Origin of the sequence: Listeria rocourtiae FSL F6-920, assembly GCF_000525975.1 — a bacterium.
Taxonomy (GTDB): domain Bacteria; phylum Bacillota; class Bacilli; order Lactobacillales; family Listeriaceae; genus Listeria_A; species Listeria_A rocourtiae.
On the sequence record NZ_AODK01000044.1, the window covers coordinates 17,769 to 36,199 of the forward strand.

Here is an 18,431-nt window from a genome sequence, read left to right on the forward strand (position 1 = left end):
AAATACGGGTTGTTTTTTGATATGATGCAGTCTAAGAGAAGGGAAGCGACAGGATGAAACAGATTCTAGTAGTAGATGACGATCGGCACATTCGCCAACTGATAGGGCATTGTCTTCGCGCAGAGGGGTTCCATGTCTTAGAAGCAAGTGACGGAGCTGAGGCCGAAGCGATTGTTGATAACCAACACGTACATTTGGCTGTCATTGATATTATGATGCCGAAAATGGATGGCTTCGAACTATGTCAAAAAATGCATCAAAGCTATCCGGAAATCCCGGTTATTATGTTGACTGCCAAAGATGCGCTTGCGGATAAAGCACGGGGGTTTGAAGTTGGGACAGATGACTATATCACCAAGCCATTTGAGCCTCAGGAACTGATTTTCCGAATTCGGGCATTGCTACGCCGATCCAATCAATCAAGCGAACCAAAAATTAGAATTGGCAATATTACGATTGACCAAAAAAGTTATGGGATTACAGTAGGTCAACGCGAAATCATGATACCAGTAAAAGAGTTCGAGTTACTTTACCAATTGGCAAGTTATCCAGGCCGTATTTTTACACGAGAAGAATTAATCGAGCGGATTTGGCAACGTGATTATGATGGCAGCGACCGCACGATAGATGTACATATCAAACGTTTGCGAGACCACTTTGATGAGCATCAAAACGGTATAAAAATTACAACCGTGCGTGGCGTTGGCTATAAACTGGAGGAAACGATATGAGAACGCTCTATATCCGTATTGTCGTCACGATGCTCGTTGTTATTCTTACCAGTAGCCTACTTGGGTTCCTCTTTGCTAATATTTACTATCAAGTAAAATTAAAGCCATTTAACGATGAAAAAGTAACTGAAATGGCTCGCGGAATCCAATCTTTTTATCAAGAAAATGAAACTGTCTCACTAGATAGTTACCTTCAAAGTGTCGGTGCATTGGGCTACGAATTATTCTTAACAGATGGTAAAATGGAGTCCAACTATTTCGGTGGCGAATTCAGGAAAAATGAGTTGCCAGAAAAAACAGTGCAACAAGTGCTGACTGGTGAAACTTATCACGGTATTGATACATTCGAAACAGGGTTCTTCATCACAGGATTTTTTGATAACGATGTGCGCAATACAATTGGTGTGCCAATAAAAACGGACGGAGAAACGAAGGCACTTTTTCTAAGGCAAGATCCAGAAAAGCAATTTGGAGAGTTGCGCATTTTTTTTCGCGATGATTCTTACATTTACATCGATTATTAGTATTCTACTCGTGCTTATTAGTGGTAGGTACATAGTGAGCCCAATTATAAAATTGACTAATGCGACTAAGAAAATTCGTAAAGGGAACTATGATGTAGCATTACAAGTTCGACGCAAGGATGAAATAGGTCAGTTGGCAGCATCTTTCTCCAAAATGGCTAGTGAACTTGAGAAATCAGAGGCTGCGCGTCAAGAATTTGTGGCGAATGTTTCGCACGAATTACAATCACCGCTCACATCCATGCAGGGTTTTGCGACATTATTACGCTCAGAAACATTGACAGAAAAAGAACAGGCGGAATATTTAGCCGTTTTATCAGAAGAAACAATGCGCTTATCTTCCTTGACGAAGCAGCTATTAACGCTTGCATCACTAGATCAAGAGGCAACATTACGAAAAAAAGAAACGTTCCAACTAGAAGCGCAGTGGCGTCAATTATTACAGATGACAGAATGGAGCTGGCGTGAAAAAGAGCTGACAATGGATGTTGAACTTGAGGATGTAATTTACACTGGAGATGCAGAACTCCTCTATCAAGTTTGGTCGAATTTATTGACGAACGCGATGAAATTCACACCAAAAGGCGGGATTATTAAGATTCATTTGTATGAAAAAGCCAATGAAGTCGTCGTGGAAGTAGCTGATAATGGTATTGGAATAAGCGATAAAGATAAAGCGCACATTTTCAGTCGATTCTACAAAGCTGATCAAAGCCGGTTACGTGAAGAAGGTTCTATTGGTCTCGGTCTTTCCATCAGTAAAAAAATTATCGACCTGCATAATGGAACCATCTGTGTCGAAAGTAAGCTAGGACAAGGCACGACATTTACCGTCACCTTGCCAAGAATTAATTTGTAAAATCTGATTCACATTCTGTTTACAAAGCTCCGTTAAACTAAGCGTAAGATCTTAGGAGGAGTTGAACAGAATGTTTTTGGCATTAAGAGAATTGAAACACGCAAAATTACGCTACTTTTTAATCAGTTTAATCATGGTATTGATTGCTTGGTTGGTTTTATTTGTTACTGGCTTAGCAAACGGTCTTGCAAATGACAATGGAGCCGCGATTTCCTCAAGTCCAGCAACCTATTTTGTGTTGCAGAAAGACTCGGATAACCGCTTAACCCGCTCAAATTTAACCACATCCGAAACGCAAGAAATTGCAAAACAACTACGCAAAAAGGAGAGCGGCAATCTTGGTGTGCAAATGGGAACGATTACGCCACCAAAAAAAGACAAGAAAACGGATATCACTTATTTTGGTATGGATAAAGATAGTTTTATGAAACCAACTATAACAGAGGGAACGGCACCGAAAACGAAAAATGAAGTAATAGCCGATATTTCACTCAAGGAATCAGGGTATACACTAAACAGCAATCTAAAAGACAGTGCTACCGGTCAGCAGTTTAAGATAACAGGCTTCACAAAAAACAATACGTTTAGTCATGCGCCTGTTATTTTCGTGGGCTGGGATGCTTGGAGTCTCATTCACCAAACGAATCAGTCCGCACAAGGCGAATATACTGCTGTTGCACTCGATGTTTCCGAAAGTAAGGCCGAAAGTTTGACACTAGGAAAACTAGAACTTGCATCCAGCAAAGAAGTTCTCCAAGGTATACCAGGTTATTCTGAAGAACAAGGCTCGCTACTGATGATGATTGCTTTCTTGTTTGTTATCGCAGCTTTCGTCCTCGCGGCATTTTTCTATGTTATTACCATCCAAAAAATTAACCAATTTGGTGTGCTAAAAGCAGTGGGGGCAGGAACCGCCTATCTTGGAAGGAGTATTATCAGCCAAGTTCTATTTTTATCGGTTATCAGTTTGGCAATTGGCAATGGTTTAACATTCGGGCTTGCTGCCATTTTACCTGCTAGTATGCCATTTACACTTGAGCCTGTTCTCGCAGTTGGTTGTTCAGTACTCTTTCTCATCGTCGCGGTGGCTGGCTCGATGTTATCACTATATCGTGTGGTTAAAGTAGATGCACTAGAAGCAATCGGGAGGGCAGTCTAATGACATTAAGCATGAAAAATATCTCAAAAAGTTATCAAGATGGAGATCAAATAGTAGAAGTTTTGAAGAATGTATCTTTAGAAGTCGTGCAGGGAGAATTCGTAGCTATTGTTGGTCCATCAGGCTCAGGAAAAAGTACTTTTTTATCCATTGCGGGTGCTTTACTATCACCAACTACTGGGGAAATAGAGATAGGTGGTACCGAGCTAAGTGGACTTTCTGGTAAAGCGTTGACAAAGATTCGCCTTGATAAAGTTGGATTCATCTTCCAAGGGGCTAATCTTATTCCTTATCTACACATTCGTGACCAGTTGCTACTCATTGCTGAATTGGCCGGAAATCGTGGTGGTCAAGCGAGACAAAAAGCGGATAGACTGCTTAAGGAACTAGGTTTAAACTCGCGAGCACGTAATTATCCAGAGAGTTTATCAGGTGGTGAAAAACAACGCGTCGCAATTGCAAGAGCACTTATGAACAATCCGGATATTATTTTGGCAGACGAACCGACCGCGAGTTTAGATGCGAGTCGCGGACATAAAGTTGTGCAGATGATTGCTGAAGAAGTGAAACGGAATAACAAGGCGGCTATTATGGTTACGCATGATGAACGTGTATTAGATTTAGTAGATCGTGTGGTAAGAATAGAGGATGGCTATCTAAAATAAGCAGGTACAAAAAATACAAGCATTCTTTTCCAACAGCGGAATAAGATTGCTTGTATTTCTTTTGGTTTACTTTTTCTTGTTTTGTTTTTGTTCTTTGTGTTCGCAAATCGATTGTTGCAAAAACACTTCTATGAATTGTCGGATCTGCCCCACCCTCACGGACATGCTTCATTCGTGTTTTCTTTGCCTTTGATATTGCCATGTAAATCACTCCTTATTTAATGTCTCTAAATTATACCAGAATTTCGCCACACAGTCTTTCTTTGCATGTAATATTCGGTTTTAAACCGTTTACAGGGAGCAAATATAAAAAATAATTCGTAAATACCAGAATTTTTTTTGAAAAGGGGTATTTTTGTTAACGTTTTTGTGTTAAAGTGAACCTATAGAGAAAATACAAACGGGATAGTTTTTGAAAAGGCGATTGGAGTGATACCATTTGCAAGAAAATAAAGATGTATTAAACAAGGTAATCCAACAATTAGAGAAGAAAGGTATTTTTGTAGAGAAGACTAAGTCGAGAAATGACATTTGGCGAAATCTGCAAAAGAACAATTTGAACATTGTAAAATTAGGCATACACTAAACTACATAATCTTTTTAGCGCTGGTATCTATGATGCCAGCGTTTTTCTAAAAAGAATTACGCTCATGGGATGTTGTCATCAATTAGTAACTAATATTTGAATCAATTGACACATACATTTGGTCGCAAGTGTTGTATGATGAACATATAGATGTGTGAAAGAGGTGAATGAGGCAATGAAAAAAGAGTCTTTGAAACAACAGACGATTTATGTACATATAGATAATGTAATAAATAATGTTGTAACAAGCGGAATTACTTTTTGCGATTTTATGAATGGTGTTATGTCGCCACCCCAAAATATTTTATTGTTAAAACACCAGTTTCCAGATGCATCTTTCAATGCGCATACATCTTTTCACTATAGCGAAGTTAGTGATTTGTCAGAACTGAAAAAAGCACCTGTCTCACAATATGGTGATTTTTGCTGGGTGGATTTTGAAGAAATTGATTTAGTGAATCAGCTTACAGCGCAGGAAGTCGCAGAATTGCTTTATTTGGCGCATACAGGGAGACATTTGCGTTCTCCATTCTACTATAAATTGCAAAACGATTTTATCTACTTAACGAAAGATGATGGGCGCTATAATAAGGTTTATTATCGTAATTTAGATCAATTTTATCATGTGCTTGGCTATGCAATTTGGAAAAATATGATGCAGATGACAGCAGAGAAAATCATATTACCTTTCATGAAGCGGAAAAAAATTGCAGACATACCCACAGACTTATTGAAGAAATTCGCCAAGTATTTTCGAGAAGGGGCTTGTATTTCTTTTGATGATGCTGTGAAAACTCGGAATCAGATTGAGGTGCCTATTGGGTTGAATCTGAAAGACGATATGCAAGAGTTACTACGTTCGAACGATTTAATCGAGTATGGGCATGTGGTAGCGCATTTAATCTATGATGTGAAGCAAAATGAATGGTCTGTGATTGATGGTTAATCGAGCTTTTTAAGAAATCATGAAATAAAAAGGTTGTATTTCATGATTTTTTTGATATAATAAAACTAATGAATGTTAGTTAGGCGGTGATTACATGTCTGGACAACGATTGAAAGATGCTGCATTGCCGCTTTTTGCGGAACAGGGCTATGAAGGAACGGCGTTGTCAGAAATTGCAAAGGCGGTCGGGATTAAAACGCCATCGATTTATGCGCATTTTGCCTCGAAGGAAGCGTTGTTTTTAGAGATTTATCGTGATGTGATGCGGCATGAATTGTTGATGCTGCAGGAGGTTGTACAGGAAAAGCATGCTACAATGGAAGCTGAATTGCGAGCCTTCTTTTATAAAGTAACCGACTTTGGCGTGAATTCTCAGGTAAAACGGTTTTTCCAACGTGCTATCTTTTTCCCACCCCAGTCACTTGCGAAACAGATGCGCGAGGAAATGATGACATATGAAGCAATGACATCGAAATCCATTGGTGAAATTTTGGGCAAGAAGTTGGGTTCTGCACAGAAAGAGAAGTGGGTTTTCTTATTCTATTGCTTACTAGATGGTTTAAGCTTGGAGCACGAAATATACAGTCAAGAGGATTTTGCAAAGCGTCGTGACGCAGCGTGGGAATCATTGGCCGCGTTATTATAGGAAGAATGAGAGAGGATGACCTTTCGGAATACGAGCTTTACCGTATTTTAAACCAATTTGGGACAGCCCAGTATTTAGGAGGAAAAAGTGATGGCATGGTTTTATTTAGTGCTCGCTGGATTGTCTGAAATTGTTTGGGCGTTCGGCTTGAAGGAAGCACACGGATTTAGTAGATTAGGATGGAGTTTGTTAACCATTGCGTTTTTGATTGTTAGTTTCTATTTGTTCGCTCGGGCGATGCGCAAGATTCCAATTGGAACGGCGTATGCGGTCTTCACTGGTATTGGAGCAGCTGGAACGGCAATTATTGGAATGGTATTCTTAAACGAATCAGCAAATCTTTGGAAGATTATTTCGCTGATTGTATTGATTTTGGGGATTATTGGATTGAAGTTGGTTGATGGTGGCGCGAAGTCGGATGAAAAGGCTGGTGACGCATGATGGCTTGGATTTTTCTGTTGGTTGCCGGTCTTTGCGAAATGGCTTTTGTTGTGATGATGAAGCTTTCAGAAGGGTTTAAAAATCTAAAATACTCTATTTTGACAATCGTGTTTATGGCGGCGAGTTTTTTCTTGCTTTCCCTTGCTTTAAAGACGATTCCAATTGGCACAGGTTACGCGATTTGGACAGGGATCGGTGCGGTTGGCTCGGTCGTGATGGGGATGGTGCTTTTTAAAGAGAAGAAAAGCGCGTTGAAACTTTTGTTTATAACGCTTATTATCGCAGGCGTTATCGGTTTAAAATTAACTAGCGGGCTTTAAAAGCTATTGAGGTTATTCGAATAAAGGGAGTTACAGTTCCAATATACATGAGAGCAAGGTGAACCTGTAATTGTTTTCGTTAAAGCTTCTGTTTTTTTCAATCTCCAGCTTTTCCTATACCAAAGAATTGTGGTCACTTTTATGGTTAAGCAAGATATCAGAGATTTAAAAATGAAAAGATGACAATAATACAATACTAAAAGATGAGGCATTGAGAGATTTTTTTCAGTGCTTTTTCTGTTATTCTTTTGAAAACGTGTTAAAATAGATTGTATTGATTTGGAGAGTAAAATGGAGGTTATCATGAAAACAAAATTAGTAGTTTTATATGGTGGGAAGTCGGCGGAGCATGAGATTTCTTTGCAAACGGCTTTTTCTGTAATAAATGCACTTGAATTCGATAAATTTGAAGTCAAACCGATTTACATAACGAACGAGGGTGACTGGGTACAAGGCCCGAACTTGTCTGGAAAATTGGATTTTGTGGAGCAATTGCGTTTTGAGCAAATGGACGGATTTAGGCTCGCGGATTCGCAGGATGTAAAATCGTATGGATTGGCTGTTAGTCCGGCATCTTTGCGTGAGGAAGGTGATTTGGAACAGTTGGTTGTGTTCCCATTATTGCATGGTCCAAACGGGGAAGACGGTACGGTGCAAGGACTGTTGGAAGTGCTAAATCTTCCTTATGTTGGGGCTGGGGTTCTGGCTTCAGCGGCGGCAATGGATAAAATTGTGATGAAGATGGTGTTCGCTGATGCGGGCATTCCGCAAGTTCCTGCTGTGGCGGTTCGTGCAATTGAATGGCAGGAAACACAGGACGCAATTGTTGCAAAAATTGAGGCGGAACTTGATTATCCAGTGTTTGTGAAACCGGCGAATCTTGGTTCCAGTGTCGGTATTAGCAAGGCAACGGATCGGGTAACATTGATTGAGGCAATGGATGAGGCGCTTCGTTATGATCGGCGAATTGTTGTGGAGCAAGGTGTTGTCGCTCGTGAAGTAGAGATTGCAGTTCTTGGTAATGATACACCAGCTTGTTCTGTTCCGGGTGAAATTATTCCAAAAGGTGCGGAAGCGGCTTTCTATGATTATCGAGCGAAATACCAAGATAACGATACCGTGATGGCGATTCCAGCGGAGCTTGATGCATCGGTTTATGAACAGTTGGTAGATTACTCGAAGCGTGCTTTTCTTGGGCTAGCTGGCAGTGGGCTTGTGCGCGCGGATTTTTTCGTGACGGCAGATAATCAGATTTTCTTGAATGAAGTGAACACGATGCCAGGGTTTACACCGTACAGCATGTATCCGCTACTTTGGCAGGAGAGTGGCTTGCCATACTCGGAGCTGATTGTGAAGTTGGTGGAACTTGCCAAAGAACGATATGAGGCAAAAAATAACTTGAAATATACACTAGAGGATTAATCGAGTTAGAAAAGCAGTGCCAAATGCGGGCTGCTTTTTTCTCGAGATTTTAGGAGGATTAGATTTGAAAAAGACGATGGCAGAAATTGCAGAAATGATTCAGGTTTTAAATAGTGTGGATGCTTGGCGTGACATCGAATTGACAGGTGTTTGCTTTGATACACGCCAAATTAAAACGGGAGATTTGTTCGTTCCTTTTGTTGGCGAATCGCGTGATGGGCATGCGTTTGTTACAGATGCATATGATGCAGGAGCAAGTGCTGCTTTATGGCAAAAAGATGTACCGAATCCTCCAGCAGGCGTGCCAATTTTGATGGTTGAAGATACATTAACGGCGTTGCAAAACCTGGCAAAAGCCTATTTGCAAGAAGTAAATCCAATAACGATTGCAATTACAGGAAGCAATGGGAAGACAACGACAAAAGATATCATGGCCGCAATTGCTACTTCGAAATACCGTGTACACAAAACGGGCGGGAATTTTAACAATCATATCGGTTTGCCGTATACGATTCTTAGTATGCCAGCGGATACTGAAGTTGCAGTGCTTGAGATGGGAATGAATCACCGCCATGAGATTGAAGTTTTGACGAAAATTGTCATGCCTGATATTGCGATAATTACGAATGTCGGTGAGGCACACTTAGAGCATCTAGGATCCAGAGCAGAAATCGCCAAGGCGAAAATGGAGATTGCGGTCGGCCTGAGCGCAGCGAGCTTGCTCATTTATCCAAGTGATGAGGAACTTCTAAAGCCTCTAATTACAACCGATTATCGTGTCGCTACTTTTGGTAAAAGCGGAGATTTGCGTCCTGAAATGATGCGAACCGAAATGGAAGGTACATCTTTCACGACGAATATCGAGCCAGATGTGGAAATTTTCGTACCGATTGTCGGTGAGCATAACGTATTTAATACCATGGCCGCGATGTTAGCAGCAAAAGAACTTGAGATTTCGGCAAGTGATGTAAAGAAAGCATTGGCGAATATGGAGCGTTCAACTAGCCGTTTAGAATGGCTTGTTGGGGAGAAAGGCAGCGATATTCTGAACGATGCCTACAATTCTAGCCCAACCGCACTGATGGCTGTATTAAAAACATTTATGCATTTGGAAGCCCCAACTAAGAAAAAATTTGTTGTGGTTGCGGACATGCTAGAACTTGGCGCAGATGCAGACGCATTCCATTCTAAAGCAGGAAAAACAATTGAAAAAGGAAGCATTGACAAAGTGTTCGCTTATGGTGATCATATCAAAGCCTTCGCACAAGCAGCATCTGAGCAAATCGGTCAGGAAAACGTGTTCTATTTTGAGACAAAAGAAGCATTAAAAACCATGCTATTATCACAAGTGACCGGTGATGAATATATCATGGTTAAAGGTTCCTACGGCATGGGGCTAAAAGATATTGTGGAAGCATTAACTGGGGATATAAAATAGACATATAAAAGTGGTCTGGAGATTAGGTGGAAATCTGATTTTCAGACTTTTATCGGAGTAATAGAAAAATTATAAGACATACTAAGAGCAGTATTTTTAGGAGCTATTTAATCATGACGCTTGTCTATAAATATACTTTTCATTTTGTTGTAAGTTAATTTTTAATTACTTAATTTGTTTCACCACTCCAATGTATGCGCATACTTGAAAGTAAACCATAAATATAACGTTTAAATCAAGTTTAATCATTGAAAATACAAGGAATTCGTGTTATGATGGTTTGTGGAAGTTAATTAGGTTTTTACGATAGGCCTACATTATTATTAGAGGGCTTTTTTATTTTTTGCGTAAGAGACTGTGGACAGAATCGATTGCTTGTCGGCATTGATGACTGAACCCAGCCTCCATTATGTCGTGAATCATATGCTTGGTTTATCCAAGCTTTTCTATTGCAGAAAAATGAAAAATGTGAGCGTTAAGATGTTATCCAGAACAATTTGCTTGCATTAACCAGATGAATTAAAACGATGAGTAAAGATGATGAAGATGAGAAAGTGCTCTCCCAAAAAAACTTATTTTTAAAGGAGAAATGACATTGACAAAGTTTTCGGAGTTCGGTTTAGATCCGCTAATTGTTAAATCAGTAAACAGAATGGGATTTGAGGAAGCTACCCCAATCCAAGAAAAAACAATTCCACTAGGTCTTTTAGGTAAAGATATTATTGGACAAGCACAAACAGGTACAGGTAAGACGGCAGCATTTGGTTTGCCGCTTATCAACAAAATTGACCCTAAAAAATCAGGTGTACAATCGCTAATTATCGCGCCAACACGTGAGCTTGCGATTCAAGTTTCAGAAGAGCTTTATCGCTTAGCTTCTGACAAACGCCTTCACGTTTTGGCAGTATACGGTGGTTCTGACATCAGCCGTCAAATCCGTTCATTGAAGAAAAATCCACAAATCGTTGTTGGTACACCAGGACGTATCCTAGATCACATCAATCGTAAAACGTTGCGTTTAGAAAACGTGGAAACATTAGTATTGGATGAAGCGGATGAAATGCTAAATATGGGATTCATCGATGATATCGAGTCGATCCTAAAAACAGTTCCAGATAAACGTCAAACTTTGCTATTCTCAGCAACAATGCCAAAACCAATCCAACGCATCGCAGAACGCTTCATGAAAGATCCTGAATTGGTAAAAGTAAAAGCGAAAGAAATGACGGCTCTATTAATTGAACAATTCTTTGTAAAAGTAAATGAAAGAGAGAAATTTGATGTTCTTTCTAGACTTTTAGACGTACAAGCACCAGAACTTGCAATCGTATTTGGACGTACAAAACGCCGTGTTGACGAAGTATCTCGCGCACTTGACATGCGTGGTTATGTTGCAGAAGGCATTCACGGTGATTTGACCCAAGCGAAACGTATGAGCGTATTGCGCAAGTTTAAAGAAGGAAAAATCGATATCCTTGTTGCAACAGACGTGGCGGCGCGTGGACTAGATATTTCTGGTGTAACACATGTTTATAACTTCGATATTCCACAAGATCCAGAGTCATACGTTCACCGTGTTGGACGTACTGGTCGTGCAGGTAAAGAAGGTATGGCAGTAACATTCGTGTCCCCACGTGAAATGGGTTACCTAAAAATCGTGGAAGATACAACGAAAAAAACGCATGACACCACTTCAACCGCCAACTTGGGATGAAGCATTCGAAGGTCAATTGCGTGTAGCTACTGGAAAAAATTAGTGAGATTGTTCGTGAAGACAGCCTAGCTGATTATAAAGTAGTGGCAACGAAATTATTAGAAGAGTATGATGCAACAGACATCGCAGCAGCAATGTTGAAACTGTTATCAAAAGAACCAGATCAAACACCAGTTCACATTTCCGAAGAACGTCCATTACCTCATCGCGGAGGAAAAGGTGGCGGCAAAGGTAAAGGTGGCGGTTATCGCGGAGGCAATAAAGGTGGTTACCGTGGTGGAGATCGTAAAGGCGGAGGCGGCGGTTATCGTGGCAAAGGCGGCTCTGGCTCTGGAAACGGTGGCGGACGTCGTTACAGCAATGATCGTAAATCTGGCTCTGGTGGCGGACACAAAGGCGGAAATTCTAAATAATAAATGAAGCAGAACTCCGGACTAGTTGATATCAGCTAATTCGGAGTTTTTTTTAACCATATCATATCCATCAATTATAAATAAAGCTTAGTATCACGTATTAGCACTCGACTTAATACTGATACTAAGCTTTTCTCCGTTAAACATCCATTTTTCGGCTCGCCATCCAACGAATCATTTCTGGATCTGTGTGAGAGAAAAATTGACTTTCTCCCTCGTTTAATTCCGCAATCTTTTGCTTATCTGCTTCCGTTAATTCAAAATCAAAGACATCCAAGTTTTCTGACATCCGCTCTGGCTTAACTGATTTCGCTAAAACAATGACATCTTGTTCTATTAGCCAGCGGGTAATTACTTGTGCGACCGACTTATTATATTTCGCGCCGATTGCAACGAGTATGGCGTTGTGGAAGATATCATTTTTCCCCTCTGCAAACGGTGCCCAAGCTTCAGGCATGATTCCTTCTGCTTTTAGAGCTGCAATATTTTTTGTTTGTTGCTGAAATGGATTGATCTCGATTTGATTCACTTGTGGGGTCATATCATTGAACTCTGCTAAGTCTACGGCACGGTCTACTGCAAAATTGGAAATCCCAATCGCGCGAACTTTTCCTTGCTTTTGTAGGGTTTGCATCGCGCGCCAAGCTCCGTAAACATCGCTGTAAGGTTGGTGAATAAGCAGTAAATCAATGTAATCTAAGCCAAGGCGTTGTAATGAGCGCTCGAATGAGGAAAGGGCACCGTCATAGCTAACATTTTCGACCCAAATTTTTGTGGTAATAAACAATTCCTCGCGCGCAACACCGGATTTAGCGATGCCGCGACCAACAGCCTCTTCGTTCATGTAGCTTTGTGCGGTATCAATATGGCGGTAACCAGCTTTAATTGCTTCAATCACAGCAGTTTCAGCTTGCTGAGCATCGGTAATTTGAAAGGTTCCGAATCCTAAAATGGGTACTTCGACGCCATTATTTAATGTAACAGTTTGCATAAATAAGTCCTCCTAGATTTTATTAGTTATTCTAGTTTTAACTATAAACCTTGAAGTTAAGTCCAATGCAAGTTATTTTATTTCCCATAATTTTTCAATGTTTTCAGTATTCATTTCGCCAGTTTTAAATTTTGCAATATGTTCATCGTAAGTTTCGATTTTATAGACGAGTAAATCGCGTACTTGTTGCATTTCGGCTAGTTTATCGTCCAGCTCTTTCAACTGATCTCGTAAAACTTGTTTTTGAGCTTTCTCTACATTTTGTGTTTCGCGTAATTGAGCTAATGTCGCAAATTCAATGAGCGACTCGACAGATAATCCAGCTTTGCGCAAATTCTTCACGAGATAAATCCAGTTTAAATCACGGGTGGAGTAGTCACGGTAACCACTGGAATTACGGTGTACTGGCGGGATAACACCAACTCTTTCATAGTAACGCAACGTATCTACGGTCAAGCTAAATATTTCAGCCGCTTGTTTAATATTCATTGTTACTCACCTCCATATTGTATTATAAACCTTGGAGTTAAGACTAATGCAAGAAAGAGCTCGAGTGACAAATAAAATATTACTTTGAAAATAAAAAAACAGGAAGCTTGTATAAAACCACTCTAAAAAATGTCATGCACCCCTGAAGTTAGATTTTTTAACTCTAACTTTAGGGGTGCATGACAAATGGAGTATACATGATTCCTGTTTTTTATTTTCTAGCCTCTTCCTTCAGTTAAATCGTTTTTTCATGCAATGTTGTCACTGGAAATCGTTTGTTTTTTCGAATCGTTAATGTCATAATAAGCAAAGCATTAAATAATACAATCAATCCAACTAAAACCCAAGCGCTAGTAGCAAAGAGGCTGTTTCCAAGCCCTGATGAGATTGCTTGACGGAAGCCGTAAACAGAATGCGTCATTGGTAGGAATGGATTAAGCGCGTTGAAAAATCCGTCTGTTAATGGCATTGGGAAGGTTCCGCCACTTGCTCCAAGTTGCAAGACAAGGATAACCATCGCAATGAAGCGGCCTGGATTTCCAAATGCTGTTGCAAGTAACATAACGAGGAACATGAATGTGAGCGACGTCAAAATAGAGATTAAGAAGAAGTCTCCCATATGGGCCACTTCAAGGCCGAGCGCTAACATCACGAAATCAAGAATTAATGCTTGTAAAATCGCTGCTACAAAGCCTATAGAGAATTTACTTGCCCACCATGATACACCTGATGTTGGTGTCATCGATGGGCGGCGGATTGGGAAGATGAAGTTGAATACCAATGCGCCAACGTAAAGGCCAAGCGATAGAACGTAAGGTGCTAAGCCGTGACCATAGTTTGGTACGTTACTTAGTTTTTCTGCAGTGAGGTCGGTTGGTTGGGCAATCATATCATATGTTTTTGATGATGGATTGATTTGGCTGACCTGTGTGGCGCCATCTTTTAATTTGGTTGCAAGTTCGCTTGTGCCATCATTTAGTTTTACAAGATTGGAGGCGATGGTTGCTGATCCAGTAGCGAGTTTACTTGAGCCATCACTTACTTGTGTTGCACCACTTGCTAGTGTATTCGTGCCGTTCACTAGTTCTGGTAAGCCACCAGCTAAGGTATTCGTACCATTTGCGAGTGCGGAAGAACCTGCGAGTAAAGCTTGGTTGTTTTCGGTTAATTGTGTAGCGCCGTTATTGGCTTGACTGACGCCGTTAGCTACAGTGTCTACGCCTGTTGTATAAGTTTGTAAGCCACTATTTAGTGTGCTAGATCCGTCTGCAAGTCGCGATACACCACCGACAAGAGCTGGGACGCTATTCGTGAGTGCAGATGTTCCAGAGGCTAATTGGTTACTCCCTATTAGTGCGGAATCAAGTCCTGCTTTTAGGGCAGCTGATCCATCTAAAATACCATTGTTCGGAGCAACGAATGCACTACGGATTGTGTCGTAACCTTGGATGGCTTTGATGGCAACTGGAATACCAACCGATGATTTACTATTTAATTCCGATACGCCAGCTTTCAGTGCACTTATATTTCCTGCAACTGGTTGTAATTTATTTTGTAAAATATTTGCAGTACTAGAGAGGTTCGCGCCAAGTTTTTGGGCAATCGCGATTTGTTCACCGGCTTGTTTCGTTAATTCTGTGCTGAGCGCGTCTATAATTTCTTTTTGCTGTGCGGGTGCCAAGTTTTGGAATGCGTTCGTACTAGCAACAGCTGTTGTTGTGTTTTTACCATTATTTTGTACGGACTTGCCTAAATCTGAAATCGCTATTTCCATCGTTTCCATGTTTGTTTGTAATGTTTTCATGGAAGCGCTCAAATCGTTACTTGCTTGTAGTGAGCTATTGATTGTACTGATGCCGTCTTTCATGGCGTTTAATCCGGATGTGAGCTCTTGGACGTTGGATGCAGTCGGTAGTCCGTTTGCTAGCTTGTTAAGTCCAGCGTCTAGTTTTGCGCTCCCTGCGTGTAATTTTTGTAAACCACTGTTTAAGGATTGTTGCCCGTTATTTAATTCTGGGACTTTTGCAGCTAATGTTTCGGTATTTTCGTTTAGCGTGCCAAGGCCTATAGCTAACTTGTCACTTCCAGCAAGTAGGGCGGGGGAGTTCGCGCTTAACTGTGCGGTTCCACCTTGCAATTTACCGAGGCCTGATTGGATTTGGGATACACCTGTAGTATATTGGCCAAGTGAACTATTTAATTTGTTAGCGCCGGCATCTAGCTTATTCACGCCATCTGCTACCGTTGTACCTAGTGCGACGCTGATTTTGTTTGCACCATCTGCTAGTTTCGGCGTGCTTGCGGCTAATTCGTTCAGTTTAGAAGTCAGTGTTTTGCTACCGTCTTTCAACTGCACCGCGCCGCTATCGATTTCTTTAGAACCATCAGCGGCTGTTTCAAAACCATCACCAACCTTAGCTATTTGTGAAAAAATCGCCTTAGCATAGCTTTCTGTGACTTTTTTCGAAATTTTGGCGTTGACGGCTGATGCGCCTTGACCTGTAACCACTTCCCCGATATAGTTCTGTGCAGGGTTGATTTCATAAGAAAGATTCATTTTTTTAGGTGTTGCATCAAGAACGGTTGAGGCATTTTTGGAAAAATCCTTAGGAATCGTAATTACCATGTAATATTTTCCGTCTTTCAAGCCTTTGTTGGCGGTTTCGGCGTCTGTGAAATTCCAGCCTAAATCGTTATTTTTCTTCAGTTCTTTGACAAGTTCATTCCCGACGTCTAGCTGCTGTCCTTCATAATTGGCGGTTTGATCTTCATTGACAACCGCAACAGGAAGCTCACTCGTCTTGCCATAAGGATCCCAAACGGATTTTAGAAAAACACCGCCATATAAAATAGGGATAAACATGATAACGATTGTTGAAACGAGCAGGATTTTGTTATTTAACAGTCGTTTCCATTCTTGTTTTAACATATTCATAAAACTCACTCTTTCTCCTTTTGATTGCTTAGATTCATTGTGTTCCAATTAAGTACTGGTATTTCGGATTGTTCCATCGTGCGTTTCAGTAAGTCTGCGGCTGTTTGCTTAGATAAGTAGTCGCGAATGAGGTCGCTTACGCCGTTAAAAAACGTCTTGTAACACTGCTTCCCCTTTAGAAGTGTGTTTGCCATCGCGAAAAACTTTGTTGATTAGGCCTGTGTCTGGATAAATGGAGATAGGGCCTTCCATGGATTCGACGACTTCCAATAGTGTGATTTCTTCTGGACTTTTCGCCAATGAAAAACCGCCGTTGTTGCCTGGTACAGAGCGGATAATATTCTGGACGACAAGTTTACGCATGATTTTCTTTAAGTAAGAAGGTGAAACTTGTAAATGCTCGCTGATTGTGTCAGATGCTAGTGGATTGTGATTATCTTGGGTCGACAGCAGGACAATGATACAGATTGCTTGCTCTACGCCTTTTGTTAATTTCATATTTCTATTCACCTCATTTTCATTGTGGATATAATTTGTCGCTTATTAAAATTCATTATGGACAAATAAAGTCTATAATTGAATTTACACCCATTTGCGAAAAAAAGCAAGTATTTTTTATAAGATACCGCTTACTTACGAAAAAAAATGAAATGACCTTGATGTGGCGATGGTTTTAGGGTAACATAGATGAGAAAACGTAGTTCGAAACCATCCTACGTAAAAAAACTAAGGGGAGCTTATTTAGAATGAAAATAAAAACGTTAACAGTCAATGCGATTGTTGCGGCGCTTTATGTTGTCGTAACTTTAGTTGTTGCGCCTTTTGGCTTTACGAATATTCAATTTCGTTTGTCGGAGATGTTCAATCATTTAATCGTATTTGATAAGAAGTACTTTTTTGGAATTGTCGTGGGGGTTTTGATTGCGAATTTCTTCTCACCACTTGGTTGGTATGACTTGGTTTTTGGCGTAGGACAGTCTGCAATTTCACTAGTTATCGTGATCTTGCTTAGCCGCTATATTGCGAATGTGAAAGTAAGAATGGTTTTAACAACGCTCGTTTTCTCGGTAACAATGTGTATCATTGCTTGGGAATTGGCGCTCGTTTTTGGATTACCATTTTTGTATACGTGGTTAACACTGGCTATCAGCGAATTCATAGTTCTAGCAGTCGGCGCACCGATTATGTATTATATTAACAGTCGCATCGATTTCAAAAAAATTATCAATTAGAATGTAAAGAAGCATGATGACGAGTCGTTTCAACGCGACTAGTATCATGCTTTTTTTTATGATCCGTTTAATTTGTGTATGAACCACTGTTTTTGCTCTTCGATGAGGTTAGAGAACGGATCGCTTACTTCTTCGACGGTTGTTGCTTCTATATAGTTCGTTTTTAACTTGCTGGCTGTGTCTTTTACATCTGGTTGTGTGAGTAAGATGCTGACGCCTAACGCGATTAAGAAACATAAGGCTCCGAATCCAATTTTCTTTTTCAATGTAGGTATCCCTCCAGTAATAGTTAAGTTCTATACTACAGGATAATTGTGAGATGGAAATGAAAATAGGCGGAAAGTTTTCTAAGAATGCGCTCTTCTTGATGGAGAAAGAGCTGTATCTGTAATTTTTGGCATAACTTTATGCTTGGATTTCGGCATTGTTTTAATTGTGGTGGGGTAAGATCTGCTGATACCAGATTTTGTTGTGACGGTCAAAATAAGGTGATTCGTCTCTGCAAGTCGATTAATGGTCAGCTCTTGATCTTGCGTGTAATTAGTTGTTTTGATATGGATGCTACTACTACGAATGCTCACTTTCGCATCTTCGGCAGTGGTGAACATAAGTGTAGCGGTATTTCCATTCACTAAAATATATGGATTTGCTGCTGTATAATTGTCAATTTCGAACATATCGATAAAATCATCGGCGCTCTTATGGGAAGTAGTGGGACTCGTTGTTGCGGCGCTGACTGGAAGATGTACGCTTGTCGAAAAGAATAAAATGAACAATAGGAATTTGTAAAATCGTTTTTTCATACTTACTGCCACCTTTCCTATTTGTTCATTATAAAGCTAATAAATGAACAAACTATGAACGAGAAATGTCGAGTCTAAGAAGTTTTCGTTGGAATTAAGTATACACAAAATCAAAGA

The 18,431-nt window shown here is 40.3% G+C and carries 17 protein-coding genes, 2 pseudogenes and 1 riboswitch; of the genes and pseudogenes, 13 read left to right on the forward strand and 6 right to left on the reverse strand.

From position 1 onward, the window contains the following. Positions 1–53 precede the first annotated feature (53 nt). The 12 genes and pseudogenes from PROCOU_RS13190 to cshA all read left to right on the forward strand — a co-directional run bounded on the left by PROCOU_RS13190 (position 54) and on the right by cshA (position 11,864). A complete protein-coding gene (locus PROCOU_RS13190; protein ID WP_036073205.1) occupies positions 54–731 on the forward strand; it encodes a response regulator transcription factor in 678 nt (225 codons plus the stop codon). Further along, a pseudogene (locus PROCOU_RS13195) lies at positions 728–2,114 on the forward strand (sensor histidine kinase). The gene PROCOU_RS13190 and the pseudogene PROCOU_RS13195 overlap by 4 nt, the downstream one beginning before the upstream one ends. A 70-nt stretch (positions 2,115–2,184) precedes the next feature. Beyond that, on the forward strand, positions 2,185–3,273 hold the full coding sequence (locus PROCOU_RS13200) for an ABC transporter permease (RefSeq protein WP_036073207.1): 1,089 nt from the start codon (positions 2,185–2,187) through the stop codon (positions 3,271–3,273). After that, positions 3,273–3,938 (forward strand): ABC transporter ATP-binding protein, encoded by a 666-nt coding sequence (locus PROCOU_RS13205; protein WP_036073210.1) that lies wholly within the window; start codon positions 3,273–3,275, stop codon positions 3,936–3,938. The genes PROCOU_RS13200 and PROCOU_RS13205 overlap by 1 nt, the downstream gene beginning before the upstream one ends. A 439-nt stretch (positions 3,939–4,377) precedes the next feature. Then, on the forward strand, positions 4,378–4,524 hold the full coding sequence (locus tag PROCOU_RS18950) for an Lmo0850 family protein (protein WP_260444245.1): 147 nt from the start codon (positions 4,378–4,380) through the stop codon (positions 4,522–4,524). Positions 4,525–4,699: 175 nt separating this feature from the next. After that, positions 4,700–5,470 (forward strand): hypothetical protein, encoded by a 771-nt coding sequence (locus tag PROCOU_RS13210; protein ID WP_036073212.1) that lies wholly within the window; start codon positions 4,700–4,702, stop codon positions 5,468–5,470. A gap of 94 nt (positions 5,471–5,564) precedes the next feature. After that, positions 5,565–6,116 (forward strand): TetR/AcrR family transcriptional regulator, encoded by a 552-nt coding sequence (locus PROCOU_RS13215; protein WP_036073214.1) that lies wholly within the window; start codon positions 5,565–5,567, stop codon positions 6,114–6,116. Between the two features lie 90 nt (positions 6,117–6,206). After that, a complete protein-coding gene (locus PROCOU_RS13220; protein ID WP_036073217.1) occupies positions 6,207–6,557 on the forward strand; it encodes a DMT family transporter in 351 nt (116 codons plus the stop codon). After that, positions 6,557–6,877: a DMT family transporter gene (locus PROCOU_RS13225; RefSeq protein WP_036073293.1), complete on the forward strand. Its 321-nt coding sequence runs from the start codon at positions 6,557–6,559 to the stop codon at positions 6,875–6,877. Before PROCOU_RS13220 ends, PROCOU_RS13225 begins: the two co-directional genes overlap by 1 nt. Before the next feature lie 303 nt (positions 6,878–7,180). Continuing rightward, positions 7,181–8,299 (forward strand): D-alanine--D-alanine ligase, encoded by a 1,119-nt coding sequence (locus tag PROCOU_RS13230; protein ID WP_036073219.1) that lies wholly within the window; start codon positions 7,181–7,183, stop codon positions 8,297–8,299. A 64-nt stretch (positions 8,300–8,363) separates the two neighbouring features. Continuing rightward, complete coding sequence (locus PROCOU_RS13235) at positions 8,364–9,737, forward strand: UDP-N-acetylmuramoyl-tripeptide--D-alanyl-D-alanine ligase (RefSeq protein ID WP_036073221.1); 1,374 nt, start codon at positions 8,364–8,366, stop codon at positions 9,735–9,737. Positions 9,738–10,332: 595 nt separating this feature from the next. Continuing rightward, a pseudogene (gene cshA, locus PROCOU_RS13240) lies at positions 10,333–11,864 on the forward strand (degradosome RNA helicase CshA). 139 nt (positions 11,865–12,003) lie between these two features. Here cshA and PROCOU_RS13245 read toward each other — a convergent pair. The 4 genes from PROCOU_RS13245 to PROCOU_RS13260 form a co-directional block, all read right to left on the reverse strand. Further along, positions 12,004–12,855, reverse strand: coding sequence for an aldo/keto reductase (locus PROCOU_RS13245; protein WP_036073223.1), 852 nt, complete (start codon positions 12,853–12,855; stop codon positions 12,004–12,006). Between the two features lie 72 nt (positions 12,856–12,927). Then, positions 12,928–13,344, reverse strand: a complete 417-nt coding sequence (locus PROCOU_RS13250) for a MerR family transcriptional regulator (protein WP_036073225.1) — start codon at positions 13,342–13,344, stop codon at positions 12,928–12,930. Positions 13,345–13,579: 235 nt separating this feature from the next. Continuing rightward, positions 13,580–16,279: a YhgE/Pip domain-containing protein gene (locus PROCOU_RS13255; protein ID WP_036073227.1), complete on the reverse strand. Its 2,700-nt coding sequence runs from the start codon at positions 16,277–16,279 to the stop codon at positions 13,580–13,582. A 144-nt stretch (positions 16,280–16,423) separates the two neighbouring features. Then, positions 16,424–16,777, reverse strand: coding sequence for an RrF2 family transcriptional regulator (locus PROCOU_RS13260; protein ID WP_244266323.1), 354 nt, complete (start codon positions 16,775–16,777; stop codon positions 16,424–16,426). Between the two features lie 193 nt (positions 16,778–16,970). Further along, positions 16,971–17,015, forward strand: a riboswitch (PreQ1 riboswitch). 10 nt (positions 17,016–17,025) lie between these two features. Between PROCOU_RS13260 and PROCOU_RS13265 the strand changes: the two genes are divergently transcribed. Continuing rightward, positions 17,026–17,511 (forward strand): QueT transporter family protein, encoded by a 486-nt coding sequence (locus tag PROCOU_RS13265; RefSeq protein WP_036073229.1) that lies wholly within the window; start codon positions 17,026–17,028, stop codon positions 17,509–17,511. A gap of 56 nt (positions 17,512–17,567) precedes the next feature. Here PROCOU_RS13265 and PROCOU_RS13270 read toward each other — a convergent pair whose 3' ends face one another. Next, positions 17,568–17,777 (reverse strand): hypothetical protein, encoded by a 210-nt coding sequence (locus PROCOU_RS13270; protein ID WP_036073230.1) that lies wholly within the window; start codon positions 17,775–17,777, stop codon positions 17,568–17,570. An 81-nt stretch (positions 17,778–17,858) separates the two neighbouring features. Then, entirely contained in the window at positions 17,859–18,314 is a 456-nt protein-coding gene (locus PROCOU_RS13275; protein WP_036073233.1) for a hypothetical protein, read from the reverse strand. Positions 18,315–18,431 lie beyond the last annotated feature (117 nt).